This window comes from Klebsiella sp. YJ (genome assembly GCF_002108615.1).
In the GTDB taxonomy this organism is placed as follows: Bacteria; Pseudomonadota; Gammaproteobacteria; order Enterobacterales; family Enterobacteriaceae; genus Klebsiella; species Klebsiella planticola.
Window position 1 is genome coordinate 219,185 of record NZ_MTEG01000001.1, and the last position, 25,076, is coordinate 244,260.

Below are 25,076 nucleotides of genomic sequence, written 5' to 3' on the forward strand. Positions count from 1 at the left end.
TATATAATGAAAAGAAAAACACTGGCACTTCTGGTTCCGCCATTACTATTGGCCGGAGCAGTTAATGCGGCAGAAATCTACAATAAGAACGGAAACAAGCTCGATTTCTACGGCAAAATGGTAGGTGAACATATTTTCACCGACACCGATCGCAACAACAGTGACAACAACTCCAGGGATACCACTTACGCCCGTTTCGGCGTCAAAGGTGAAACCCAGATTAACAGTGACCTGACTGGCTATGGCCGGTTTGAGTACAACATCAAAGCGGATAAACCAGAAGGCGAACAGGGTAGCGCTACGCGTCTGGCGTTTGCCGGTTTAAAATTCGCCAACTACGGCTCATTTGATTATGGTCGTAACTATGGCCTGGTTTATGACGCGGCGGGTTACACCGATATGCTGGTCGAATGGGGTGGCGATGGCCTGGTGGCGACCGACAACTTTATGACGGGTCGTACCAACGGGATCGCCACCTACCGTAACAGCGACTTTTTCGGCCTGGTTGACGGCCTGAATATCGGGCTGCAATACCAGGGTAAAAATAATAACCGCGATCGTTTAAAAGCTAACGGTGACGGCTATAGCACATCGGTCGATTACAGTATCGATGGATTTGGTTTTGCCGCCGCCTACAGTAATTCAGACCGTACCGACGAGCAGACGGCAGACCGTAAAGGTGAAAACGCAGAAGTCTGGAGTTTAGCCGCGAAGTATGACGCCAATAGCATTTACACGGCGGTGATGTATGCCGAATCGCATAACATGACGCCAATGGCCAACGGCGTTTTCGCCAACAAAACGCAAAATATCGAGGCCGTCGTTCAGTACCAGTTTGATTTCGGTCTGCGCCCTTCTCTCGGCTATGTCTATGCTCAAGGCAAAGATCTCGGCACAAACGGCGGCAAGGATGCTGAAATTATGAATTATATCGAACTGGGTACCTGGTACTACTTCAACAAAAATTTCAATGTCTACAGTGCTTACAAATTTAACCTGATCGATCACAAAGACAGCATCATCACGGGTGCCGCCGAAGACGATCAGTTTGCTGTCGGTATTACCTATCAGTTCTGATACGATTTACGCTTTAAAGCCCGCCGTGTGCGGGCTTTGTTTTTCAGATTCGACTTCTGCTCTGCCCGCCGCGTCTTCCCTTAACGTCAGTAAACGCCCTTCTCTTCTCGATAGTGATGAAGACAGAAATCTTCCGCTCGCAGGAAGCATTCCGATATCATCGAGGTGAGCTCTTCCCGTCAACGAGAAATCAGAGGATGATGATTGATGGACATTCGACGCTCGGTTATACCAACACAATAGAAGTGTGTGACGCGGGTCGTTGAAAGGAATTGTCGTAAGTGTTTGAATAGTGGCGGAGAGAGGGGGATTTGAACCCCCGGTAGAGTTGCCCCTACTCCGGTTTTCGAGACCGGTCCGTTCAGCCGCTCCGGCATCTCTCCGCTGAGGTTGCTATAATGCCAGGTTCTTTGGCACTTTAATAGTTCCTGTCTCTTTAATGATGTTCAAGTGACGACTTTGCGAGCAATATGATGTTTAAATGGCCCTGGAAAGTAGATGAAGAGTCCGGCAACGCAGAAATGCCCTGGGAACACGCGCTTGCCATTCCTGTTTTAGCCAATCTTTCTGCACAAGAACAGCAGGAACTGGTGCAGATGGCGGCACGCTTTCTGCAACAAAAACGTCTGGTTGCCCTGCAAGGGCTTGAACTCACTCCGCTGCAAAACGCCCGCATTGCAATGCTGTTCTGTTTGCCGGTTCTTGAGCTTGGCATTGAGTGGCTGGATGGCTTCCACGAGGTGCTAATCTACCCTGCCCCATTTGTGGTTGACGATGAATGGGAAGACGATATTGGTCTGGTCCACAGTCAACGGGTCGTCCAATCCGGCCAGAGCTGGCAACAAGGGCCAATTATCCTGAACTGGCTGGATATTCAGGACTCTTTCGATGCATCTGGTTTCAACCTTATCGTGCACGAAGTTGCACATAAGCTGGATACCCGCAATGGCGATCGCGCCAGCGGCGTGCCGCTGATTCCGTTGCGCGAAGTCGCTGGCTGGGAGCACGACCTCCACGCGGCGATGAATAACATTCAGGATGAGATCGATCTGGTTGGGGAGAGCGCCGCCAGCATTGACGCCTATGCGGCGACCGACCCGGCCGAATGTTTTGCCGTGTTATCTGAATATTTCTTTAGCGCACCAGAGCTGTTTGCTCCGCGCTTTCCGGCGCTTTGGCAGCGTTTTTGCCATTTCTATCGTCAGGATCCCTTACAAAGATTACGTGAGAATGGCCAGCTGGATACAGACGACGGGCATCTTGTGCACTAAAACAACGAGTTGATTTAAATTTAGCCATTTGAATCAGTGAGTTAATTTTAGTGTTGACACAAAAATGCCAGGCCAGTAGTATGCGCCTCGTTCACACGATTCCTCTGTAGTTCAGTCGGTAGAACGGCGGACTGTTAATCCGTATGTCACTGGTTCGAGTCCAGTCAGAGGAGCCATATTTAAGAAGCCCGCTTAAGGAAACTTAAGCGGGCTTTTTGCTTTTCATTCTTCTTCTGAAGAAAAATCAGCTGCTAATTTTGCCATACTGAGGCTCTGGATGACGGAATACTTCTTTATGCCCGGGGCTGAGAGACATGGCGGGCGGCAGCTTCATTCGCCCGAAATACCGCATCGCTAAGCACCTCTCCATGCATCAGGCTGGTGCATAAAACCCCCATAAAACAATCACCAGCGCCATGAGTACTCACCAGCGTTATCCGCCTGGCGGCTAAAGTCGAGCCCGCAATGCCCGCTTCACAAAACGCGACACCATGTTCGCCGGCTGTGACAACAACCTGAGAGAAACGTTTAGCCAATAATTCCGCAGCTTCCAGGGCTGAGGAAAGGTCGTTCACCGTCACTCCACACATATCACGTGCCTCTATAGCATTAACCACCAGCAACGTGATGCAGCTTTCCAGCTGCGGGCTCAGTTCTCTGGCCGGCGCCGCATTGATACAGACAGGAATCCCCCGCTTGCTGGCTTCGATGGCCGCATACAGATTTATCGTTTCCGGAACTTCGTTCTGGAGAACCAGCATTCCGGCATCTTGCCAGATGTCACCCTGTTGAAAGAGTTTTGCAGGAATATGCTGATTCGCATTTGAGACGACAACCGCACCATAATCACCATCGACATCAGAAATCGCCACGCTCATCCCGGAAGGGATCTCATCTATTGTGGCGACCGATCCGATATTGACTCCGGCATCACAAAGCGTCTGCAGAAGAAACGCCCCTTGCGCATCAGCCCCTACTGCACCAATAAAAATGACGTTCCCTCCCGCACGAGCAGCGGATATGGCTTGATTGCCCCCTTTACCGCCAAATTTGTAAGTGCAGCCCGAGCCCATTACCGTTTCACCTTTTTCCGGACGATGGTGCGCATCCAGCATAATGTCGTAATGAAGGCTCCCCGCTACAACAATTTTACTCATGGTTAATATTCCCGCAGGTCCTGAACCGCATGCTGGGTTTTCATCAAATTCTTCTCCGCCTGCTTCAGATCTTTCTTGGCAATGGCCACAAACAATGCATCCAGAATATTGAGCTGAGCAATGCGTGACGCGGCGTTTTCCCCTAACAAATGCGATCCCTGAGAAGTTGAATTGAGTACCACATGCGCGTTACGCGCAATAGGCGATTCGGCATAATTCGTAATCGCAATCACTTTGGCACCATTGCGTGCCGCCAGTTTTACCGGATCGTTAACGGCACGCGTTGCGCCAGAGTGACTGATTGCAAGTACAGCATCGTCGTCAGATAGCACCGCAGCGGACATCAACATAATATGGGCGTCATCATATACCGTCGACTTAATACCAATTTTTAAAAGCTTGTGGGATAAGTCACGTGCTACCGTGGCGGAACCACCGACAGCATATAAGTCAATATGTCGAGCCTTGAATATAATATCCGCAGCGCGGTCGAACTCTGCAATATCCAGAATAGACATCGTCTCTTCAATAGCCTGAATTGATGTTCTGAATACTTTTGACAACAGTTGTTCCGATGAATCATCAGGCTCAATTTCCGCGTGTAAACTTGCCACCTCAGATTGGTTATAATAAATCAAACCAGTTCTGAAATTTCTAAAACCTGAAAAGTTAAGCTTCTTGGCTATTTTGACAATCATCGCCTCTGAAACATTATTCTCGTGGGCAATTTCTTTTAGAGAAGTTTGCTCAGTAATATCAGTTCGGGCGATGATAGCCTCAACCACACGTCGCTCTAAAGGTGTCAGCTGGGGTAGTCGCATACGTATTTGAGCACCAATGGCTCGTGGATCCTGCTTCATTACTTGCCTCTGGTCGCTCTGTCAATCAACATCGCTATGATAATAATAAGACCAGTCGCAAGCAATTGGTAAAAAGCCTGGATATTAAGTAACGTCAGGCCATTGCGTAGCGCACCAAGAATGATGGCGCCGATAATTGTACCTACTACGCTACCTTTCCCTCCCATCAGAGACGCGCCGCCAATAGCCGCCGCGGCAATGGCATCCAGTTCCCACAGATTGCCAATCGTTGGTTCCGCTGCACCTAACCGACCAATCAAGATCAGTGAGGCCAGAGAGGCCAGGGTTCCTGAGATAACAAATACCGTGACTTTGGTTCTTTTCACCGGCACGCCGGCAACGCGAGCCGCTTCTTCATTGCCGCCGACAGCCAGAATATATTCTCCTAACGGCGTTTTATTCATGACGGTCCACAGTACCAAAGCAATAACGGCAACAATAACGATAGGCGTTGGAATGCCAAAAATTTCACTGTTAATCAGGCTACGAAATTCCGTCGGGATACCAAATACCGGATTGCCGCCGGTATAAATCAGTGCGATAGCACGGAACAGCGACAGCCCCCCGAGGGTAACAATGAAGGGTTGCAATCCGGCATAGGCCACCAGCGAACCGCTAAAGACACCGCAGATAGCCCCAATTCCCAGCGTTGCCAGAATGGCCAACGGCACGGGGACTCCGGCAACCATCATGGTTGCCCCTAAAACCGCTGATAATGCTGCAGCCGGCCCCACCGAAAGATCGATACCTCCGGAGATAATGACCAGGGTCATCCCGAGCGCAATTAATGCGTTAATGGATGATTGCTGTAAAATATTCAACAAATTAGGAATAGTGAAAAACACCGGTGATAAAAAAGAAAACGTAATAATGATAATAAGCAAACCAATTAAGGTTCCGGCATCGCGAAGGTTAAATTTAAACGGCAGTGCACGAAGCTTTTCTGGCCGGGAATTACTTTGTGAAATCATGATTATGGCCTTTCAAATTAATAAAGGTAAGAAATTCAAATGGTCTCTTCGACATCTTTAATGGCATAGCGTGCAATATTATCTTCCGTGATGGCGTCACCTTTCAGTTCCTTAGTAATCTTCCCTTCACGCATAACCAGTACTCGGTCAGAAATACGAATAATCTCTGTCATCTCTGAAGAGACAACAACAATTGCCTTGCCTGAACGGGCCAGTTTTTCTATCAGATTATAAATTTCTGATTTCGCCCCAATATCAATCCCTCGGGTTGGTTCGTCAAACAGAAAAACCTGAGCATCTGCGGCAACCCAGCGTCCAATAATAACTTTCTGCTGATTACCGCCACTTAATGTGCCAATCGTTTTATCAATGTTCAGTGGTCGTAGCTTCAAATCGCTCATGACTTCATGCGCAACCCGGTTAAGCTTAACTTTGCCGATCATCCCGGCAATGGTGAAGTTACGCATCGAAGGCAGTGCCATATTCATCTTCACCGCACGCTCTTTGATAATCCCTTCTTTCTTACGGTCCTCCGGGACCAGGCCAATGCCTGCCCGAATCGCGGCACTGACGTTGTGATTACGCACCGCCTGGCCATTAACAAACACGTTACCGCTGCTGCGTTTATCAATACCGGCAATCAGTTTCATCAGTTCCGTACGCCCGGCGCCGACCAGACCCGCAATACCGAGCACCTCACCCGCACGGACGGTGAAACTGGCATCGCGCACAGCGCCACCACGCGAGAGATTCTCAACGCGAAGAACTTCACGATCGGTCACATATGAGTTGTGCTCAAGTTTCTCAATCTTGCGTCCGACCATTTTTGAGACAATGCTTTCTTCATCCTCATCACAAATGTTCACCACCCCAACCTGCCTGCCATCACGCATAATAGTGGCCCGGTCGCAGACTCTGAAAATTTCGTTCATCTTATGAGAAACATAGATAAGCGATACCCCCATAGACTTCAGATCCGAAATGAGTTCGGCCAGCCGGTCAAACTCTCTCGGCGTCAGACTGGATGTCGGCTCGTCCATGGCGATGATTTTTGCATCGTCCAGCATGGCGCGAGCAATCTCCACGATCTGCTGCTGTGAGACTTTCAGGTTCTTGATCGGCTCATTGGGATCAATTGTCGGATCCAGCTGTTTGAGAATCAGCTTCGCTCTTTCCAACTGAGCGTGTTTATCCACCCATAAACCTTTTGCCCTGGTGAGCGGCCGACCAAGAAACATATTCTGCGCAACGGAGAGTTCCGGAACATGCTGTAATTCCTGATGAATCATGGCAATACCGGCATGACGGGCGCTGAGCGGATTCTTCATCTGAACGGTCTGTCCGTTCACGCTAATCTCGCCGCTATCGGCCTCTCGTACACCTGAAAGAATATTTAACAGCGTGGATTTTCCGGCGCCGTTTTCACCAATCAGGGCATGAACCTCGCCAGGTTTGACCGAAAAGTCCACGTCCTGTAATGCCGCCGCGTTACCGTATGTCTTACTTATCCCACGCATCGTTAAGCGATACTGTTCCATACACCCTCCGCCTGACTTACTGTTGAGCCAGCAGCTGACGCAGCTTGTCGTTATCTTTGGTCGAGAAGGCATCCGCGTTATCTTTCGTGATCAAGGCCTGAGGTGTAGAGACCACGCGGGAAATTTTCTGCCCGTCAATCAGGCGCAGCATAACTTCCATTGCGACTTCCCCGGTCAGTACCGGGAAGCTGTCCACCGTACCCGTCAGTTCGCCGCGTTTAATCGAGGCATAGGCATCTGAGATACCATCGGTACCAAATACAGCCACCTGCCCGGCTTTATTCAGCGAACGAACAGCTTCCACCACACCCAGCGCCATGGTGTCGTTATTTGCGTAAAAACCAATCAGATCGGGATGCTGCTGCAAGATTGTTGAGGCCGCATTAAACGCCTGTTCGCGACTCCAGTTCGCCGGTACGCTGGCAACAATATTGAACTTGCCGTTGGCCTGTAGCGTCTCGTTGAAACCGCGGGTTCGCTGGCCAGCGGCATAAACGCCAGGCTGCCCCTCGATCACTGCAACTTTACCGCCCTGAGGATGGTGTTCGATGAACCATTTCGCCACCCGCACGCCGTTATCTTTCTGCACGTTCCCGACGTAATACGGTGCATTTGGCATCACCGCATCGTTAACATTGACCACGGGAATTTTTTTGCTGGTGGCACTTTCCAGAGCGGGTTCAAGGTTGATATCGGTCTGAGGTGATACCAGCAGCCCGTTAAAGCCCTGGGAGATAAGCGTTTCCGCTATTGATAACTGACCCAGTTGATCGTCTTCATTGGCGGCAGCCTGATAAGCTACGGTGAAGCCATATTTTTTACCGACGTTCTGGTAACCTTCGCCGAGTGAACGCCAGTATTCATTGGTCAGCGTTTTCGATACGCCGCCAATTTTAAGTTTGCTGTCGACTTTCGGCATTGGACCATATTTGCTGCTGAGCTGCGTCCAGTCTGTGCGATCCGGTTCAGTATCCGATTTCAGCGGGGCTAAATCAGCGGCGTAAGCCATCGAGCACAGTAAAGAAGAGGCGAGTACAGAGAGTATGAGCTTTTTCATTTTTCAGCCTTTTATTTTTGCGTCAGGGTATTTTTCTAATGTTTGCTTATTTTTTGCGCTATCTGGCTAGCATAATGTCATTAACTATCCGCTGAGAGGCAACGGCATCCTGGCGACTAATGGCCGCTGCCAGTTCATCATTGCCGTCCAGTTGTTGGCACAGTTTGAGTAATCGGGTAACGGTCGCAATATTGATTTCAGCTTCACGAACCGGATCGAGGCCACTGGCATCCGGGAATGTGTCAAAGTAATAGGCCCCCTGATACCCATCACGCTGCATCTGCCAGAGGAATTCCAGCGTGGCGCGCGGGTTAACCGAGCCCACCATCAAACCATCATCACGTTTCCCCCAGCCGTCATTGAGATCAAGCCCCAGCAGGCGTGAACGGCGGGCTACCATCGCCGCAGCATAAGCCGGAATTTCATTGGCAAACAGCACGTGAGCAAAATCAAGCGTGATCCCCAGATTCGGACAGCCGGCTTCTTCTACTGCCAGTAAACATGTCGTGGCATTGGGGAAAATACTGTAAGCACGCGGCTCATTCGGTTTGTATTCGATACTGATATCCACGTCCGGCGCATATTCGGCAATTTCACGGACTGCGCTCACCGCATCGTTCCAGATTTTTTTGTAATCCGCCTGGAAGCAGTAATCATAACCATCCTGCCCCATCCACAGCGTCATCAGACGTGATCCAAATTCGCGCCCGGCATCAATCCCGCGTTTTGTCAGCTCAATGGCCTCACGACGGATCTGTGGGTTGGGGTTAGTAAAAGCCCCAATCTTAAATTGCGGTGCATCCCAGCGCATTTGCATACCGTTGACCGCCAGTCCCGCATCCTCAATGGCCTGGCGCAGCGTTTGAATATCAGTCGTGATGTGCTGCGGGTAGTTCAGATCAAGATGGGTTAACCCTTTTACCTCACCGGCACGGGCAATCATCTGCAGCACAGAGGGTTTCCCCTGAAGATCCGGCCAGTAGAGGTTCGCTCCTGAGGCAAAAGAGTTTAAACGCGTGGCAAATTTCAATTCCGACATGGGGGTGGATCCTTCAAACGAGTTTGTGATGTACTTTCCTTCTTCACAATTATTTGTGAAGTTATGCTTTAGACTACACTCCGCCACATAGTTATCAAGCGTGACAATTCGAATAATGAATAAAATGAGAGATGAATCACGAAATAAAGGAGAGTATGTGTCGATGAAATGGGCTTGAGGTGAAGAGCGAAATACAGGCAGTAAGGGTTTACTTCATCAGATGGGTCAGGGAAAAAGACTGTATGCTATTGTTTATCATCACATTTAAAGGAGGACAGTGAAACCGGCAGCCCCTGCGGAAGCGTTGCTCTGCACAAGGCAGTACGACCGTTTCCGCTGTGTCAGCGTAAGCACACCCGTTTTATTTTGAGGTTTCCGGGAAGAGATCACTATCGACTCAAAGGGCAATTCAAAAGCACAAGCGTACAGGGATAGTGATACGGGGACGGTAGGTCTTACATGTCTGTCGCCTCTCTTTGACCACGGCATATTTTCACGATAAAAATTAACTCCATTTGTAATGGGGAAAAATCTTATTCGCGGCCACTATTCCCGCTCATCATAAAATCAATTCAATCCATTAATTGATTTTAAAAATCAAATAATTACAAAAACAACCTGGCAAAACTCAAGTGTAATAAAGAGAAATATAATATGTGCGTTTTGTCATAAAATTCAGTTTATCACACAAAAACAGATTGATAATTCGCGTCACAAAAAATAATGTATTCATGCTTATTAAGGGGTTTATACCGTTTATTATTGGCTTATTTTTTTAATTTCACGCGGTCTGCCTTTCCCGCGTTTTAAATGTCAAGAGGAAATTCACATGCATATCTTTACTGGAAAACGTAATACCCCAGCGCTGGCAATTGACGCGCCAGGCTGGATTATTTTTCCGCAGGCTAAAGCCGAAAGTTTCTCTGCTGATTCCAGCATTAACGTGCAGTGCCAGTGCCGATAATCATTAAGGAAAATGACATGAAATCATTAAAAACAGGCCTGCTGGCAACCGCAGTTGCTGGAATAATGGGCAGCGGAACAGCCTTTGCCAATCAGCAAACTGTCGATCAAATCAGTCAACTCAAGTTTAACTATACCGTCGTGGATAACCACGCGGCGCTGCATGGCGTTGATTGCGCCAGCCTGGGCGCGGACTGGGCATCCTGTAACAAGGCCACCATCAGGTTAACGAATGATGGCGATGCAATTACGGGTAAAGACTGGGCGATTTATTTCTCCAGTATTCGCCGGATTCTGAGCGTGGATAATGCCCGGTTTAAGGTTACGCATATCATCGGCGACCTGCACAAACTGGAACCTACTGATAAATTTAGCGCATTCCCGGCAGGACAAGCTGTGGACATCCCGATTATTAATGAATACTGGCAGCTGTTTATGAGTGATGTGATCCCGCGTTGGTACGTCACTTCCACGGATGCGCAGCCCAAAGTCATTGCCAGTACCGATACAGAAGATCTCAATCAGGTTGTCACACCAATTCGCGGTGATTTATGGAAAAGCACGGCCGCCGACAACAATGTCCTGATGACGGCCGAAGTACGCTTTGAGAAAAACAGCGATGTGAAATTGCTCAACGCCTCATCCCTGCGCGGCCAAATTGTGCCAACGCCGCAGGTGGTTAACGTGCATGATCGGGATGTTGATCTGAGCCACGGAGTTAAGCTGGATCTTTCTGCCCTGCCGAAGCCGTCGGCAGAGGCGATTACCGAGCGCTTCTCCCTGCTGGGCTTGAAAACCGATCGAGGTTACCCGGTGCGTACCGAAATTTCTGCGCCATCTTTCCAGGGTAAGGAAGCGGTACCGGGAGCTTATACCCTTAAGATTGACGAAAAGGGGGCACTGGTAACCGGTTACGATCGGGCTGGGGTCTTCTACGGCCTCCAGTCAATTCTTTCACTGGTTCCTGCAGAGGGGCCGATGAAGATCGCCACTCTTGAAGCCAGAGATGCGCCGCGTTTCCAGTATCGTGGTTTGTTTATCGATGTTGCGCGTAATTTTCATAGTAAAGCGGCTATCTTGCGGGCACTGGAACAGATGGCGGCGCTGAAGCTGAATAAATTCCATCTTCATCTCAGCGACGATGAAGGCTGGCGTATTGAGATCCCTGGGCTACCTGAACTGACGGAAGTCGGAGGAAAGCGCTGCCATGATTTGACGGAAAAAACCTGCCTGCTGCCGCAACTGGGGTCAGGCCCGGATAGCACTACGAACGGCAGTGGTTGGTTTAGCCGTGCTGATTATATTGAGATACTCAAGTATGCCAAAGCACGGCAGATTGATGTCATCCCGGAAATTGATATGCCCGCGCATGCCCGGGCGGCAACCATATCGATGGAAGCCCGCTACGATCGTCTGATGAAAGAAGGTAAAGAGAAAGCAGCGAATGAATTCCGTCTACTCGATCCTGACGATACTTCGGTGACTACCGGGGTTCAGTTCTACGATCGCACCGGTTATCTGAACCCATGCTTACCGTCGTCTCGTCATTTTGTCGATAAGGTGATGGGCGAAATCCAGAAAATGCATGAAGAGGCGGGACTACCGCTAACGACCTGGCATTTTGGTGGTGATGAAGCGAAAAATATTTATCTGGGCGCCGGATATACCGATAAAAACAATCCGCAGGAAGGTAAAGGTCAGATTGAACAGCGCAATCAGGACAAACCGTGGGCGAAGTCAGCGGTCTGCCAGGTCATGCTGAAAGAGGGAAAAGTGGCTGATATTGAGCATCTGCCGAGCTGGTTCGCCGTGGAAGTCAGTCAACTGGTCAACCAGCATGGTATTGCGAAAATGCAGGCCTGGCAGGATGGATTAAAGCATGCTAAGGATGCGACCGATTTTGCCACCAAAAAAACGGCGGTAAATTTCTGGGACACCTTGTTCTGGGGCGGTGCGGAGTCGGTTAATGACTGGGCAAACAAAGGCTACGAAGTGGTCATTTCCAACCCGGATTATGTTTATCTGGATCACCCATACGAGGTTAATCCTCAGGAGCCAGGCTTCTACTGGGCAACGCGCTTTAGCGATGAGCGTAAGATCTTTGGATTCACACCAAATAACCTGCCGCAAAATGCAGAAACTTCACTCGATCGGGACGGTAACCCGTTTGAAGGCAAGGCAGATAAAGAGTGGCCGGGCGCGTATGGCCTGTCGGCTCAAATATGGAGCGAAATCGTCCGTACCGACGAAGAGATGGAATATCGCCTCTTCCCGCGGCTGTTCTCCGTTGCCGAACGCGCATGGCATCAAGCGGCGTGGGAGCAGGATTACCTGAAGGGGAAAAGCTATAAGGCGGGCGTAACGCACCATGTTGATGCGAAAGCACAGAATAAGGACTGGATTCGTTTCGCCAATATCCTGGGCAGCCGGGAACTGGCGAAGATGGAAAAAGCCAGTATAGCGTTCCGTTTGCCGGTACCGGGGGCGAAAATCACCAACGGCAAACTGGAAGCAAACACCAGTTTCCCGGGGATGATCATTGAGTACTCCACCAATGGTGGCAGCAGCTGGCAACGTTATGATGACAATGCGCAACCACAGGTGCAGGGCGCAGTGAACGTACGTACTGTCAGCGCCGATGGTAAACGTTTTAGCCGCATCGATACCGTCAGGTAACGGGTTAACCGGTGAGGATACTCACCGGTTTTTTATGCCCTGCTGGTAATCGTGTGGCGTTGTTCAATGCCAATGTTCATCATTTTGGCCCCATTGTCGTAAAACAGGTGAACACAGAAGGGAATAATGTCCAATAGCAGGACGGGATACACCGGTTTCGTGCGGCAATATGCAACGCACTATTCTTCCAGAAAAACTAGCCTCTGCGTACTGTCAATGCCGCAAAAACCTGTTTCCAGTGCTGGTTCATAAATTTCATAAAGCGCCAACAGCCGCTCAAGAGACAATAAACGAATGATGCCTGCCCATTAGGCGATATATTTTGTCACTAATGAAATACCCCCCCAGTGAAGTACATTTAATACATGATCAGCTAACGTCTATCTTTTACCCGGCATAACGATTTCACATTTCGTACCAAATAAAAAAACAACATCGCCTTTATCTAATCGCTCCATTATTAAGAATCTCACGCATAGTTAACCTTTGTCGTAACGTCGACCACCAACGAAAAACCGCGAAGGCGGGGCAATATGTCTTTATCATTTGTGAAGCTGCGGCAGAACGCCTCAGGATAAGATTTTTTCACATTTTCAAATGCGCACTTCATGTTTCATCAGATTAAATCACTACACAATTCCAGCCCTCAACACCAAGATACTCCGGCAAACTAAAAAGCGCTTTGCGTTTATTTTAGTTGCATTGATGTTGAAATTTAACTCCGCGGTTATTTTATGCGCCAACCCTTAGCATGCGTATAAAACGAAGCGTAATTTCAACATTAACTTTAAAGGAAGAAATTACACTCACCAGCCTAATACATGTAGGCTGATTATTTTTCTAAAGGATATTTTGCAATGAAAAAAAGTTTGGTGTTGATCCCTGTTACTGCGATGTCTCTTCTGATTAGTGCACAGGCGTTAGCTGCTGATAATACCGTCACTTTCCTTGGGGAAGTCACCTCTGAAACCTGTACCGTGGCGATTAACGGCAACAAAGTTAGCCCGGTAGTTCTGCTGCCGAGCGTTAATAAATCCGAACTGCTTACTGCGGGTAGCGTTGCGAAACCAACCACCTTCGACATCAGCGTAAGCGGCTGTACTGGCAATCCTACACAACCAACGACTATTTCCAGCAAATTTGCAGGTAACAGCATCACCGTAGGCGGCAACCTGGGCAACGTGGCAACGGGTACTACTGCGGCAACAAATGCTGAAATCCAGATTCTGGATACCGCTGCAGCGCCAATCAACTTTACGACTCCCTTTACTGCATCTGGCGATCTGACTCTGGCGGCAGCAGCAGATTCTGCCTCTGCGACCTACACCGCGCAGTATATCAGTGAAGCCGGCGTTGCCACCCCAGGCGCGGTACAGGCCTCGATGCAGTACGCGGTTAGCTACAACTAATCAGGCGTTAAAACAGGGATTCAATATCTCTTAATCGATATTTAGATAAATTAAGACCAGGGATGGTCTTAATTTATTCTTTCCGGGTTGTCAGAAAATAATTTCCAACAGGTGACTGATATGTCCCGCTTACAATGGCGTAGCATTTTCTTATTTATATTATCCCTCTATTTTTGTCAGTCAGCATTGGCCAGTGTGGTCATGACCGGCTCGCGGGTAATTTATCCCTCTGACGCAAAGTCCGTTGATCTAAAACTAAGAAATGATGATGATTTTCCTTATGTGATTCAGGCCTGGTTCGACAGTGGCGATCCCTCCTCTACGCCTGAAACAGGAACGGCCCCTTTTATTGTTACGCCGCCAACGTTTCGCATTGCGGCAAAAGAAGGGCAAATTTTACGCGTTTTCTTTACGCAAGATAAACCGTTGCCGCAGGACCGGGAATCTATATTTTATTTCAACTTCCTTCAGGTACCTCCGGCAAACATTGGCGGCGATAAAGGTAGCAAAATCGTTGTGATGTTGAAAAACAGAATGAAAGTGTTTTATCGACCCACGGGTTTAAAAACTAACCCAAAAATGATTTTCGACTATCTGACGGTCAGTAACACGTCAGCAAATAGCATCCGGGTTACTAATACCTCTCCCTATTACATCTCATTAAGCAAGGTGAGCGTTAACGGTGTTAATGCAAAGCATAAACCACCAATGATTGCGCCTTTTACCGCTGTAGACATTGCGCTTAATGCCGGAAAGGTGACTGACAGGAGCGCTAAGGGAATAGAGATCGGTCTGGTTAATGATTATGGAGCAACGGTAAGCCATGTATATCCAATTCAAAAATAAGGAAGTTTATTTTCGTCTTGCATTAATAACCTGCATGATTAAAGCCTCTCTGTTTTCGCATTCGGCCTTTGCAGAAGAGTATCGTTTTGACAACAATTTACTCGCTGGATCAGGGTTTGCTAAAGGTATCAGCCTGGAAAAATTCAACGATACTGAGGTTATCATTGCGCCGGGGCAGCAGAATTTAGACCTGGTACTCAATGGTACTAAAATAAAAAGCCAGGTTCCGGTTAAATTCCAGAAAATCAATCCGACGGACAAAAGTGCGCAGCTGTGTCTTGATGCTGAGCTAATTAAACTGTTACAGCTAAAAATCCAGCCCTCCTCCCTACCCCAGGTCCCGTGTTTATCTTTAGCGGATATTACCCGGCAGGGAAGCTGGCGGATTAAACCGTCAACGCTGTCGGTGGAGTTTTCCATCCCACAAATTATGCTCAACCGCCCGCCTCGCGACTATATCCCGGTTGCCGAATGGGATGCGGGGGCGCCGCTGTTATTTTTACGCCATAACACCAGCTACACCCGCAATATTCTGCGTGACATTCACTACAGCTATCTGTGGAGCATGATCAACGCCGGCGCAAATATGGGGATGTGGCAATTACGTCACCAGGCCAATCTGCGCTACATGCAGAGCAGCACTGCAGGCAATGCCTATAAATGGAACTCGGTGAGAACCTGGGTACAGCGCCCGCTGCCCGCCATCTCCAGCGAGCTGATGGTCGGCGATACCTATACCGACAGCGCCATGTTTGGCTCAATCTCTTTTAACGGCGTCAAGCTGTATACCGATCAAAGCATGTGGCCACAGGGAAAACTGGGCTACGCGCCCGAAATCCGTGGCGTGGCCAATACCAATGCCCGGGTTTTGATCCGCCAGGCAGGCCATCTTATTTACGAAACGCAGGTTCCTCCGGGCCCCTTTCTGATCGACGACCTCTACAATACCCGCAGTCAGGGTGATATTGAGGTGCAGATCATTGAAACCGACGGAAAATCGTCCTTCTTCGTTGTGCCTTATGCTGCCGTGCCGGGCTCCATGCGTCCGGGCAATATGAGCTATCAGTTGGCCGCAGGTAAAGTCAGGAATTATTACTCCGTACAGAATGCTTTCGCCGAAGGCGTCTTGCAGTACGGGGTGAATAACCGTTTTACCGCCAACACCGGCACGCGGTTCGCCAACAATTATCAGGCATTGCTCGCCGGTGGCGTTTTCGCCTCTGAACTCGGCGCGTTATCGCTCAATACAACCTGGTCACATGCACAGGTGGAAAACAATCAGTCCAAAAGCGGCTGGCGCGCCGAGGCGGCATACAGCAAAACCTTCCCGAGCAACACCAATATTGTGCTGGCAGCCTACCGCTATTCCACCGCCGGATACCGCGATCTCCAGGATGTTCTCGGCGTGCGGCGCCAGCAACAGAACGGGGCTAATTATTACTCCGACACGCTTAAGCAACGTAACCGCTTCACCGCGACGTTAAGCCAGAACATGGACGAGTACGGTACTCTCTCGCTCAGCGGCAGCAGCACCGACTATTACAACAACCGTTCGCGTATCACTGAGCTACAGCTGTCCTACAACAACATATGGAAAAAGCTCAGCTACAACATCAACGTCGGCAGGCAGCGTTCCAGCTGGAGTAACACGAATTATATCTATAGCGTCAATGACGCTGAATATGATTCCAGTCGTTATCAGAAATATACCGAGAACGTCGTTTCCATCGGGTTTTCCATTCCGCTCGACTGGCGTGACTCTCGCTCAAGCGTGTCGTTCGACATGACGAAGAATAAAAATACCCGCACGGCGATGACCACCCTTTCCGGTTCCGCAGGCGAAGAAAATGATTTCACCTATTCCCTGTACGCCAATCACGACAAGTACACCGCACTGGAACAGGGCCGAAGCCATACCATGCGCTGGGGCGCGAATGTGCAGGAGCGTACCCGTTCAGGAACAATGCGAGCCTCTTACGCTCACAGCGGCAAAGATCACCAGCTGGGTCTGGGAACCGCAGGGACTCTGGCCCTGCACAGCGGCGGCGTCACCTACGGCCCGTACGCCAGTGATACCTTTGCTCTGGTTGAAGCCAAAGGTGCCAGCGGCGCGCGCATTAACAATGCGCAGGGAGCCAGAATTGATGTCTTCGGCTATGGGATTGCGCCTTCTCTGGCGCCATACCGCTACAACACCATCAGCATTGACGGTAATTCCCTGGACCAGGATGTCGAGCTGGAAGGCGGAAACGTACGCGTGGTCCCGGTTCGCGGCGCGGTGCCGAAAGTGGCTTTCAACACCCTTGGCGGTACCCCTGCCCTGATCGCGGTCATGATGCCCGATGGCTCTCCGGTACCGATGGGTGCGGAGGTTCAGGACCGGGATGGGAAAAACATTGGGATGGCCGGCCAGAATGGACAGGTCTATGCGCGCTTGCCCGATGCCTCCGGCACTTTATTCATTCGCTGGGACAGCAAGCAAACGTGCCGCGTCAATTACCAGATGCCCGCACGGAATAAAGCATCAGGCAATAACTTCATCCATTTAAATGGCATCTGCGTACAGTGAGATAACACATGAAATTTCCAGTTATTCAGTTAAAACACGGCCTGATTGCCGCACTCATGATAGTCAGCGCCCCCTGGGCTCAGGCGGAGTGTCGCAGAGTGACCTCAATCGGTACGGGAATCAACGATATTCCTCAGGAAGTTGCCGATATGGGCTACACCGCCACCCCGCTGGTCACGAATGGTAATAACGCCCCTATTTCTTTCGGGGTACTCAGTATCGGCACGGGGTCGGTATCATTAAACCCACCCGGTACGTTACTGGGCACTGCAAACGTGGACGTGATTAGCTCCGGGCTGCATGCCCCCTATGCGGCGAATCAAATTTTATACAAATGCCCTTTGTCCGATGCGGATTCGCTCTATGAAATGTACGCCACGGCTAACTCAAACTTTTATGGTGGGATTGAGGTCAATGATATTGACAGCGGGTATATTACGCCGGCAAAAAATGTCGCTTTTCGTATTACGAACCAGAAAGCAGGGGCGTATTACACAAAATTTTGGCAGGAGCGTAAATTAACCGCCGCGGATTATATTACCGTCGGTTCCACTATCTATGTTCCAGCTTCCGCGTTCAGCAATATCACCTTTGAGCTACTTAAAACCAACGATTCCGGCAATATCTCATATGCTGATCCACGTAACGCATTTAACACCCTGACCCAGGCGCAAGCCACCGTGCGCTTTAAACCGGTTTTCGGTATGACCAGCCCCATCGCGGGGGCAGTGGCAACCAGCCCCTCAGCTTCTGCTACAAACATAGTGGCGGTATGGGGGATGAGAGGAGGGAGTACCACCATCATCCACGGCGAGACCTGCGTGGTCAGTGATTTTGATCAGGTTGTTACTCTTCCCCCGATCGGGGCGGCTGAACTCAACGCCAGCATGACCAGCACCAGCAATTTTAATGTCGCGATTGAATGCGATGCCGGCGCGGTATCCGGGACGGTGACAAACACCACCACACCACCCGTGGCCATGGGGTTTCTGGTCACCCAGCCCACGGCGCTTGCCCAGGCCGCTACACTGGGGCTGAAAAACGCTTCCGGCGGCATCAGTCATTTGCTGGACAATAGCTACGGAACAAGCGGCGTGGCTTCAGGCGTCGGCATCCGCATTTACCCAGAGGGATCGAGTACGCCGCTTACTCTGCTGTCCACCAATACCACCACCGGAACAGGCAATGCCGCGGGCTGGTACGGCTTTAGCGATTATCTGGACAACGTTGGGGCAACGGGTACAGGTGGCAGTCGATATAGCGGATTATTCACCGCTTCTCTTGAGCGGCTTCCAGGGTTACAAGCAACGGCAGGGTCGGTCCATGCGCAAGCACAGATTTTTGTCAGTCTTCAGTAAGACCTGCCTGATGATGACACTCTTGCTGAGTACTGGCTACGCAGGCGCGGTGGTCAACAGCACGCAGAGCCGGCTGGTGTTTAATGAAAACAGTATCGCCGAGACGTTGGTGCTGGTGAATTCAGAAAGAGCGCCAGCGCTGGTTCAGGTCTGGAGCGATGATAACGATCCGCTGGCTCAGCCGGATAACCTCCATACGCCTCTGGTTGTGGTGCCGCCGCTGTTTAAGCTGGAACCGGGAGAATCCCGCAATCTGCGCGTCATGCTCTCCTCGCGTCAGGAAATTGCGGCCGGGCGCGAGCGCGTCTACTGGCTGAATATCTATCAGATCCCGCCGAACACGCAATCTGACGGCGAAAAGGGTAAAAAAATCATTTTGCCTCTACGTATCCGCTTAAAAGTTTTTGTCCGCCCGGCCGGTCTGAAAGCACCGGATGAGAACATCGGAGAGTCGCTGATATTTACGCTTAAAAAAGGCAGTAGCACAAACCGGTCGCTGCTGATTACTAACCCTACGCCCTACAACATGACGTTAGGAGAGCTACGTCTGGGAGGAAAACAGCTGACCACCATGATGATTGCGCCCGGAGCTTCCACCGCAGTGCCGCTTTCGCCAGCGAGCGCCTCCGGGCTGTTGAGCTGGTCAGTCATCGATGATTACGGCAAACAAATCGCCTATACGCGCCAATTATGAAGTCAGGCCTCTCTCCCCCACCCACTATCGATGGCTGGGGGAGAAGCGCAGATGCGATGTAACACGGTTTATTAAATTCGACATAATTATAGTCTCCCATGCAAAACATGACGCTTAACATTACCTACTTTCATAAATATTTCATGACCTATGACCTCATCACCACCTGTTTACAGCGTGAACTGCAAACACATTATTTAAGGCTACATCATTTACCCAATCTGAACGCACTGTTAAGCGCGGTTGAAAATAATAAAATAGATATTCTGCTGATTAATTCATCCTGCCTTTTCGATGGTTTTTTCCACGAAACGGAAATCAGAAAAATGCTTTCCGTTATTTGCCCTCATCAGCGAACGGTGACCGTACTCTTCGCCCAAAATATGAAGCCAGTGTTGCTGAGGAAAATGGTGAGTTCAGGCATGAATATTCTGATCAGCCCCCATGATACTGCTCATGAACTGCTGAGCGCATTGACGAAGGCGATCGCCTCACCTCATGCAGAACCTTATATATCACAGACGATTAAAGAACTTCTGCAACATTCATCGGATGAACTGACCACCAAGGAGTGGGAGGTTCTCAACCTGATCAATCAGGGTTATTCGCTGTCACAAATAGCCTCGAAGAAATGTCGTGCCATGAGCACCGTCTCGACGCAGAAGCGTAAGGCGATGGATAAACTGCATCTCGCAAACGAAAGTGAATTACAGCGTTTTTTACATCAGAACACCTTTTTTAATCACTAAGTCCTGTGGAACACCATGTTTAACAAAATACTTATTTCGCTTATCGTCGGATTATTGTTGTCCGGCAGTGCTTGTGCGCTGTCGCTTCAGCAAGCCCTGCTGGCAGCCAGCGCTTATAACGCCGAATTTAATGCGGCGCGCAGAGCGCATGAAGCTGATGCACAAAAAAAATATCAGGGATTTGCCGGATTACTGCCGGTTGTCACCCTCAACGCCGCCTGGAATAAGACCGATCAGCCGGACGCCGCCTATTCCGCTGGCGTCACCCGGCATAATTACAGTTTTAATCTGACGCAGCCTGTTTTTGACGTCGCCAGATATGCTAACTGGCGGAAAACCGTGGTCATCAGCGATCTGGCCGATGTGAATTACCTGATCGCGCAGCAAAAAATGATCGCTGACGTGGTAACGGCTTATTACAGCGTGGTGTATCAGCGCAGCGTCCTCGAAACCCAGCGCAAAATCCTTGCCGCCTTTGATGCGCGGCTGAAACAGGTACAAAAATCGTTGAAGTTAGGCGATGGAACGCGGCTGGATGAAGCGGAGGCGCAGGCTAATTATGACAAAGCGGTCGCTGATGAACTGGCATCCGAAAACACCCTTAATGATGCCAGAGTGACTTTTCACCAGCTGACCGGTCTGGACGCTCGGGACATCGCCGATCGGAGCCTGGACTGCGTTCGCTATGTTGACGACATGAATCCAGAACAATTAAAGCGCACGGCGGCGGCGAGCAATCTTGATGTTCTCGCCGCCCTACAAGCCATTAAAGGCAGCGAAGCCGATCTGGTCACGGCCACTGCCGGCCATCTGCCGGTTGTTACCTTACAGGCCGGTTATGGCAAAAACTGGAGCCGGGCGGAAGACAGTAACGTACTTGATGACCTGTTCGGCACCACCGCCAAAACAGATAACACCACCGTTGGCATCAATATCTCCATTCCCCTGTTCGCCGGCGGAAGCCACATTTCGCAGAGTCTGGAAGCGGCCCATCGCTTTGAACAAAGCAAAGATCTGCTGATTGATGCGCGTCGCAAAGCGGAACAGCAGACCTTACAGGCAATGTCGGGAGTACGAAACGCCCGCTCGCTGATTAAAGCTTACCAGCGAGCGATCGGCTCGGCAGGTAAACGGTTGAACGCAACCCGCTATGGACGGGAGCTCGGCCAGCGGACGCTGATCGACGAATTTAACGCAGAAAATGAATATTACCAGGCTATTCAGGATCTTGCTCAGACTCAGAACGCGCTGATCCAGTCGATCGTCAACTTAAAATCAGCCACTGGATCGCTGGATTACGCCGCGATGCGCAGTCTTGATTGCAGTGCCATCTAACCGGAGCTTTCGACAATGAATCACGACTTATTTCGTCAGGAATCGCTGGACGCGAACAAAACCAAAGTGTTAGGTCCGGTAGCACTTTACTGCCCTCCTTTCCGCTGGCTGATCGTGGCGATGGTATGCGCCCTGACTATCGTGCTGGTCGGCTTTTGTAGCCTGGGAAGCTACACAAAGCGGGAAACGGCGAAAGGGGTTCTGACGCCGGAAAGCGGCATCATGACCATTACCGCCCTGACGGCGGGCACCGTTACCGCCCTCCCCGTCCGTGAAGGCGCTGGGGTAAAAAAAGGCGAACGTATCGCCACGGTGTCTTCCGAAATCTCTACCGCACGCTATGGCCAGACGCGCGAGGCAATAGCCAGACAGCTCGAGATCCAGTCCCAGGGATTGACTCAACAGTTAACCAATCTGGAACAACGTAACGCTGAGGCGCTGAAATCCTTACAAGAAAGAAGCAGCCTGCTGGCACAACAAACGACGGAGCTGGATACCATTTACCGCCAGCGTCAGCGGCAAATTGCGCTGAGCCAAAAGCAGGTCGATAAAATGGCGGCGATGCGCGCCGAAGGCTACGCCTCTAATACCCAGGTCGAGCAGCAGGAGAGCGATCTGCTGGATGCCAAAGTACGATTACAGGACGTCGCCCGTCAACGTATCGAAATCAGGCAACAGCACGCGCAAACACGCCAACAGCTACGTGAGCAGCCTCTGACCTACTTCCAGCAAAAGAATGACCTGCAGCAAAAACTGTCGGATATCACGCAATCGATGATGGAAAATGAATCACGCCGTTCGGTGGATCTGCGCGCGCCGGAAGAGGGTACGGTGAGCGCCGTGCTGGTGAAGCCGGGGCAGATTGTCAGCGCCGGGCAAACTATCGCCATGCTTCTTCCGGACAACGCCCATCTACAGGCAAGGATCCTGCTCAGCAGCCGGGCCATCGGTTTTATCCACACCGGTCAGCGGGTGGTGCTGCGCTATGAATCCTTTCCCTGGCAAAAATTTGGCCAGCACTCTGGCGCGGTCAGCGAAATCTCGACATCCCCCCTGTCACCTCAGGAAATCGCCGGTATCACCGGCAATACCCAGATTCAGGAGCCGCTTTATCAGGTCAAGGTCACGCTCGATAGCCAGTCGGTACAAGCTTACGGCAAACAGATAGGCCTGCGTCCCGGCAGCGGGCTCGACGCAGACTTTATCGTCGATAAGCGCCGTATCTATGAATGGGTTCTCGAGCCGCTGAATGCGCTTGGCAAAATGACCTCTTTATAATTTCAAATGTTAACTCAGGTTGATCATGGATCTCTTTCACAAACTTAATTTGTCGTTTCGCCATAAACTCCCCGTCCTGCGACAAACCCAGGCCGCAGAATGCGGGCTGACCTGCGTCGGTATGATTGCCGGCTATTACGGCTATCAGATAGACATGGTGTCCCTGCGTCATCGTTTTCCCTCATCACAAAAAGGCAGTACGCTGGCCGACGTCATGTCCTTTACGCAAAAGTTAGATATGGGCTGCCGGGCGGTACGTCTTGAGCTGGATGAGCTCAATAAGCTGAAGCTACCCTGCATCCTGCACTGGGATATGAACCATTTCGTGGTGCTGAAAAGCATTAACAAAAATACCCTCACTATTCACGACCCGGCGCGCGGCGCGCGTAAGGTGGCGATGGATGAGGTATCGCGATCCTTCACCGGCGTAGCGCTGGAACTCTATCCTGCCGCCACATTTGAACGGAAGGATGAGAAAAAATCGATCTCGATGCTGAGTCTGATCCGTAACGTCTCTGGCATCGGTTCAGCATTTATCCAGGTGGCGCTGCTCTCGCTGGCACTCGAGTTCTTCGGCATCATTACGCCCTTTTATATGCAGTGGGTCATTGACCAGGTGCTGGTCTCGGCCGATCGGGATTTGCTGACGCTGCTTGGTGTGGCGTTCATTTTTATTACGCTGTTCCAGAATCTGATTGGCGCACTGCGCAGTTGGGTAACGACCTGGTTCTCCAGCATGCTGAGCGTACAGTGGTCCAGCAACCTATGTGCTCACCTGCTGGGTTTGCCGCTAAGCTATTTTGAAGATCGCCACGTAGGTGACATCCTGTCACGCTTTGGCTCCATCGCGAATATCCAAAGCACGCTGACCGGCCGGTTTATCTCCTCTATCTTCGACGGCATCATGGCCCTGGTCACCCTGGGGGTGATATTTGCCTACAATACCTCCCTGACGTTTATCGTTATTGGCCTGTTTCTGCTCTACGCGCTGATCCGCTGGATCTCATTCGAACCTTTCCGCCAGGCGAGTGAAGACCAGCTGCTGGCTTCGGCGCAGGCACAGTCGCAGCTGCTGGAATCCATTCGCGGGGTTCAGGCGATCAAGCTCAACAATAAACAGGATTTGCGTGTTTCAACCTTTACCAATGAAACCGTACAATCCACCAACAAAGGGATTACTACCCAGAAACTCTCTATCGGTTTCAGTACGTTACAGGGCACTATTTCAGGTGTGGGCAAAATCGTACTGATTTGGCTGGCCGCCGCGCAGGTGCTGGATGGCAACTTTACCAGCGGGATGCTGGTCGCCTTTATCAGCTTTTCTGACCAGTTTATTTCGCGATCCGCCGGGCTGATTAACGCACTGATTGATTTCAAAATGCTGCGTTTGCATGGGGAACGTCTCGCGGACATTGTGCTGAGCGAAAAAGAACCGGACCAGGCAAGCAGCGCCTCGCTGCCCGATCGGGAGGGGCCGGTGCATCTGGCCATCCATCAGCTCTCGTTTCGCTATTCCGCCACCGATGGCGAAATTTTTACGGGCTTCAACCTGGAGATCGAAGCCGGCGAATCGATCGCTATTATTGGCCCTTCCGGACAGGGTAAAACGACTCTGGCAAAACTGCTGTTAGGGTTACTTAAGCCAGAGAATGGCAGCATCTGTATCAACGGTATCGACCACAGAAAACTCGGGATGACCCTCTACCGCGATCTGATCGGTAGCGTGATGCAAACAGACCAGCTCTTTGCCGGTTCAATCATCGATAATATCAGCTTCTTTGATGCCAGCCTCGACCGGCTGCGGGTTGAACGCGTGGCCAGAATCGCGCAGATTCACGATGACATAATGGCGATGCCGATGGGTTACAACAGTATGGTCGGCGACATGGGTTCTTCCCTCTCCGGCGGGCAGATACAACGCGTTATTCTCGCGCGAGCGCTGTATCGAAACCCACGGCTATTGATCCTTGATGAAGCGACGAGTCACCTGGATATTGCCCGGGAAAGCGCCATCAATGACGCCATCAGGCATATGAATGTCACTCGTATCATCATTGCTCACCGTCCGGAAACCATTTTAAGCGCAGACCGTATTATTGAGATCCATAGCCGCGGCGTCATTGAAGTGGCAAAGCATGATTTTATCCATGCCATCAAAAACTCACAGTCAGTCCTGCGGGTTTGATTTGTGATTAAAACTGGCAACCCTTCCCCCTTATCCCCCATAGC

General features: G+C 50.5%; 19 protein-coding genes and 2 tRNA genes. 14 read left to right on the top strand and 7 right to left on the bottom strand.

The window, feature by feature from the left end:
• Positions 1–6: 6 nt before the first annotated feature.
• Entirely contained in the window at positions 7–1,077 is a 1,071-nt protein-coding gene (locus tag BV390_RS01055) for a porin (protein WP_032695315.1), read from the top strand.
• Between the two features lie 293 nt (positions 1,078–1,370).
• Here BV390_RS01055 and BV390_RS01060 read toward each other — a convergent pair.
• Positions 1,371–1,460 (bottom strand) — tRNA-Ser (locus BV390_RS01060).
• Between the two features lie 87 nt (positions 1,461–1,547).
• Between BV390_RS01060 and mtfA the strand changes: the two genes are divergently transcribed.
• A complete protein-coding gene (gene mtfA, locus BV390_RS01065; RefSeq protein WP_163920771.1) occupies positions 1,548–2,348 on the top strand; it encodes a DgsA anti-repressor MtfA in 801 nt (266 codons plus the stop codon).
• A gap of 100 nt (positions 2,349–2,448) precedes the next feature.
• A tRNA-Asn gene (locus tag BV390_RS01070) sits at positions 2,449–2,524 on the top strand.
• A gap of 117 nt (positions 2,525–2,641) precedes the next feature.
• Here BV390_RS01070 and BV390_RS01075 read toward each other — a convergent pair.
• Genes BV390_RS01075 through BV390_RS01100 form a run of 6 tightly spaced genes read right to left on the bottom strand, consistent with a single transcriptional unit; the run spans position 2,642 to position 8,970 of the window.
• Positions 2,642–3,505, bottom strand: coding sequence for a ribokinase (locus BV390_RS01075; RefSeq protein ID WP_032699251.1), 864 nt, complete (start codon positions 3,503–3,505; stop codon positions 2,642–2,644).
• Positions 3,506–3,507: 2 nt separating this feature from the next.
• Positions 3,508–4,365, bottom strand: coding sequence for a MurR/RpiR family transcriptional regulator (locus tag BV390_RS01080; RefSeq protein ID WP_032686873.1), 858 nt, complete (start codon positions 4,363–4,365; stop codon positions 3,508–3,510).
• Positions 4,365–5,336: an ABC transporter permease gene (locus BV390_RS01085; RefSeq protein ID WP_032686872.1), complete on the bottom strand. Its 972-nt coding sequence runs from the start codon at positions 5,334–5,336 to the stop codon at positions 4,365–4,367. Before BV390_RS01085 ends, BV390_RS01080 begins: the two co-directional genes overlap by 1 nt.
• A 35-nt stretch (positions 5,337–5,371) precedes the next feature.
• Positions 5,372–6,874, bottom strand: a complete 1,503-nt coding sequence (locus BV390_RS01090; protein WP_032695316.1) for a sugar ABC transporter ATP-binding protein — start codon at positions 6,872–6,874, stop codon at positions 5,372–5,374.
• Positions 6,875–6,890: 16 nt separating this feature from the next.
• Positions 6,891–7,931, bottom strand: a complete 1,041-nt coding sequence (locus tag BV390_RS01095) for a sugar ABC transporter substrate-binding protein (RefSeq protein WP_032695317.1) — start codon at positions 7,929–7,931, stop codon at positions 6,891–6,893.
• Between the two features lie 58 nt (positions 7,932–7,989).
• A complete protein-coding gene (locus BV390_RS01100; RefSeq protein WP_032686869.1) occupies positions 7,990–8,970 on the bottom strand; it encodes a TIM barrel protein in 981 nt (326 codons plus the stop codon).
• A gap of 829 nt (positions 8,971–9,799) precedes the next feature.
• On the opposite strand from BV390_RS01100, the gene BV390_RS31790 reads away from it, so the two are divergent.
• The 11 genes from BV390_RS31790 (at position 9,800) to BV390_RS01150 (ending at position 25,032) form a co-directional block, all read left to right on the top strand.
• On the top strand, positions 9,800–9,934 hold the full coding sequence (locus BV390_RS31790) for a hypothetical protein (RefSeq protein WP_255378935.1): 135 nt from the start codon (positions 9,800–9,802) through the stop codon (positions 9,932–9,934).
• Positions 9,935–9,951: 17 nt separating this feature from the next.
• Entirely contained in the window at positions 9,952–12,609 is a 2,658-nt protein-coding gene (locus tag BV390_RS01105; protein ID WP_085396369.1) for a beta-N-acetylhexosaminidase, read from the top strand.
• 857 nt (positions 12,610–13,466) lie between these two features.
• Positions 13,467–14,018 (top strand): fimbrial protein, encoded by a 552-nt coding sequence (locus tag BV390_RS01110; protein WP_032695319.1) that lies wholly within the window; start codon positions 13,467–13,469, stop codon positions 14,016–14,018.
• 120 nt (positions 14,019–14,138) lie between these two features.
• Positions 14,139–14,864, top strand: coding sequence for a fimbria/pilus periplasmic chaperone (locus BV390_RS01115; RefSeq protein WP_032695320.1), 726 nt, complete (start codon positions 14,139–14,141; stop codon positions 14,862–14,864).
• 34 nt (positions 14,865–14,898) lie between these two features.
• Positions 14,899–17,433, top strand: a complete 2,535-nt coding sequence (locus tag BV390_RS01120) for a fimbrial outer membrane usher protein (protein ID WP_046852142.1) — start codon at positions 14,899–14,901, stop codon at positions 17,431–17,433.
• Between the two features lie 8 nt (positions 17,434–17,441).
• Complete coding sequence (locus BV390_RS01125) at positions 17,442–18,791, top strand: fimbrial protein (RefSeq protein WP_050496741.1); 1,350 nt, start codon at positions 17,442–17,444, stop codon at positions 18,789–18,791.
• Positions 18,792–18,801: 10 nt separating this feature from the next.
• A complete protein-coding gene (locus BV390_RS01130) occupies positions 18,802–19,485 on the top strand; it encodes a fimbria/pilus periplasmic chaperone (protein WP_094898077.1) in 684 nt (227 codons plus the stop codon).
• Between the two features lie 143 nt (positions 19,486–19,628).
• A complete protein-coding gene (locus BV390_RS01135; protein ID WP_164887142.1) occupies positions 19,629–20,234 on the top strand; it encodes a helix-turn-helix transcriptional regulator in 606 nt (201 codons plus the stop codon).
• Between the two features lie 15 nt (positions 20,235–20,249).
• Positions 20,250–21,569, top strand: a complete 1,320-nt coding sequence (locus BV390_RS01140; protein WP_085396370.1) for a TolC family outer membrane protein — start codon at positions 20,250–20,252, stop codon at positions 21,567–21,569.
• A gap of 15 nt (positions 21,570–21,584) precedes the next feature.
• Positions 21,585–22,847 carry an HlyD family secretion protein gene (locus BV390_RS01145; protein ID WP_032686862.1) on the top strand — a complete coding sequence of 421 codons (1,263 nt, stop codon included), beginning with the start codon at positions 21,585–21,587 and terminating at the stop codon, positions 22,845–22,847.
• A gap of 25 nt (positions 22,848–22,872) precedes the next feature.
• Positions 22,873–25,032, top strand: a complete 2,160-nt coding sequence (locus BV390_RS01150; RefSeq protein WP_085396371.1) for a peptidase domain-containing ABC transporter — start codon at positions 22,873–22,875, stop codon at positions 25,030–25,032.
• The last annotated feature ends 44 nt before the right edge of the window (positions 25,033–25,076 follow it).

Coding starts and splice junctions, on each gene's coding strand:
- BV390_RS01055 (WP_032695315.1), top strand. CDS start 7: ATGAAAAGAAAAACACTGGCACTTCTGGTTCCGCCATTACTATTGGCC.
- mtfA (WP_163920771.1), top strand. CDS start 1,548: ATGATGTTTAAATGGCCCTGGAAAGTAGATGAAGAGTCCGGCAACGCA.
- BV390_RS01075 (WP_032699251.1), bottom strand. CDS start 3,505: ATGAGTAAAATTGTTGTAGCGGGGAGCCTTCATTACGACATTATGCTG.
- BV390_RS01080 (WP_032686873.1), bottom strand. CDS start 4,365: ATGAAGCAGGATCCACGAGCCATTGGTGCTCAAATACGTATGCGACTA.
- BV390_RS01085 (WP_032686872.1), bottom strand. CDS start 5,336: ATGATTTCACAAAGTAATTCCCGGCCAGAAAAGCTTCGTGCACTGCCG.
- BV390_RS01090 (WP_032695316.1), bottom strand. CDS start 6,874: ATGGAACAGTATCGCTTAACGATGCGTGGGATAAGTAAGACATACGGT.
- BV390_RS01095 (WP_032695317.1), bottom strand. CDS start 7,931: ATGAAAAAGCTCATACTCTCTGTACTCGCCTCTTCTTTACTGTGCTCG.
- BV390_RS01100 (WP_032686869.1), bottom strand. CDS start 8,970: ATGTCGGAATTGAAATTTGCCACGCGTTTAAACTCTTTTGCCTCAGGA.
- BV390_RS31790 (WP_255378935.1), top strand. CDS start 9,800: ATGCATATCTTTACTGGAAAACGTAATACCCCAGCGCTGGCAATTGAC.
- BV390_RS01105 (WP_085396369.1), top strand. CDS start 9,952: ATGAAATCATTAAAAACAGGCCTGCTGGCAACCGCAGTTGCTGGAATA.
- BV390_RS01110 (WP_032695319.1), top strand. CDS start 13,467: ATGAAAAAAAGTTTGGTGTTGATCCCTGTTACTGCGATGTCTCTTCTG.
- BV390_RS01115 (WP_032695320.1), top strand. CDS start 14,139: ATGTCCCGCTTACAATGGCGTAGCATTTTCTTATTTATATTATCCCTC.
- BV390_RS01120 (WP_046852142.1), top strand. CDS start 14,899: ATGATTAAAGCCTCTCTGTTTTCGCATTCGGCCTTTGCAGAAGAGTAT.
- BV390_RS01125 (WP_050496741.1), top strand. CDS start 17,442: ATGAAATTTCCAGTTATTCAGTTAAAACACGGCCTGATTGCCGCACTC.
- BV390_RS01130 (WP_094898077.1), top strand. CDS start 18,802: ATGATGACACTCTTGCTGAGTACTGGCTACGCAGGCGCGGTGGTCAAC.
- BV390_RS01135 (WP_164887142.1), top strand. CDS start 19,629: ATGACCTATGACCTCATCACCACCTGTTTACAGCGTGAACTGCAAACA.
- BV390_RS01140 (WP_085396370.1), top strand. CDS start 20,250: ATGTTTAACAAAATACTTATTTCGCTTATCGTCGGATTATTGTTGTCC.
- BV390_RS01145 (WP_032686862.1), top strand. CDS start 21,585: ATGAATCACGACTTATTTCGTCAGGAATCGCTGGACGCGAACAAAACC.
- BV390_RS01150 (WP_085396371.1), top strand. CDS start 22,873: ATGGATCTCTTTCACAAACTTAATTTGTCGTTTCGCCATAAACTCCCC.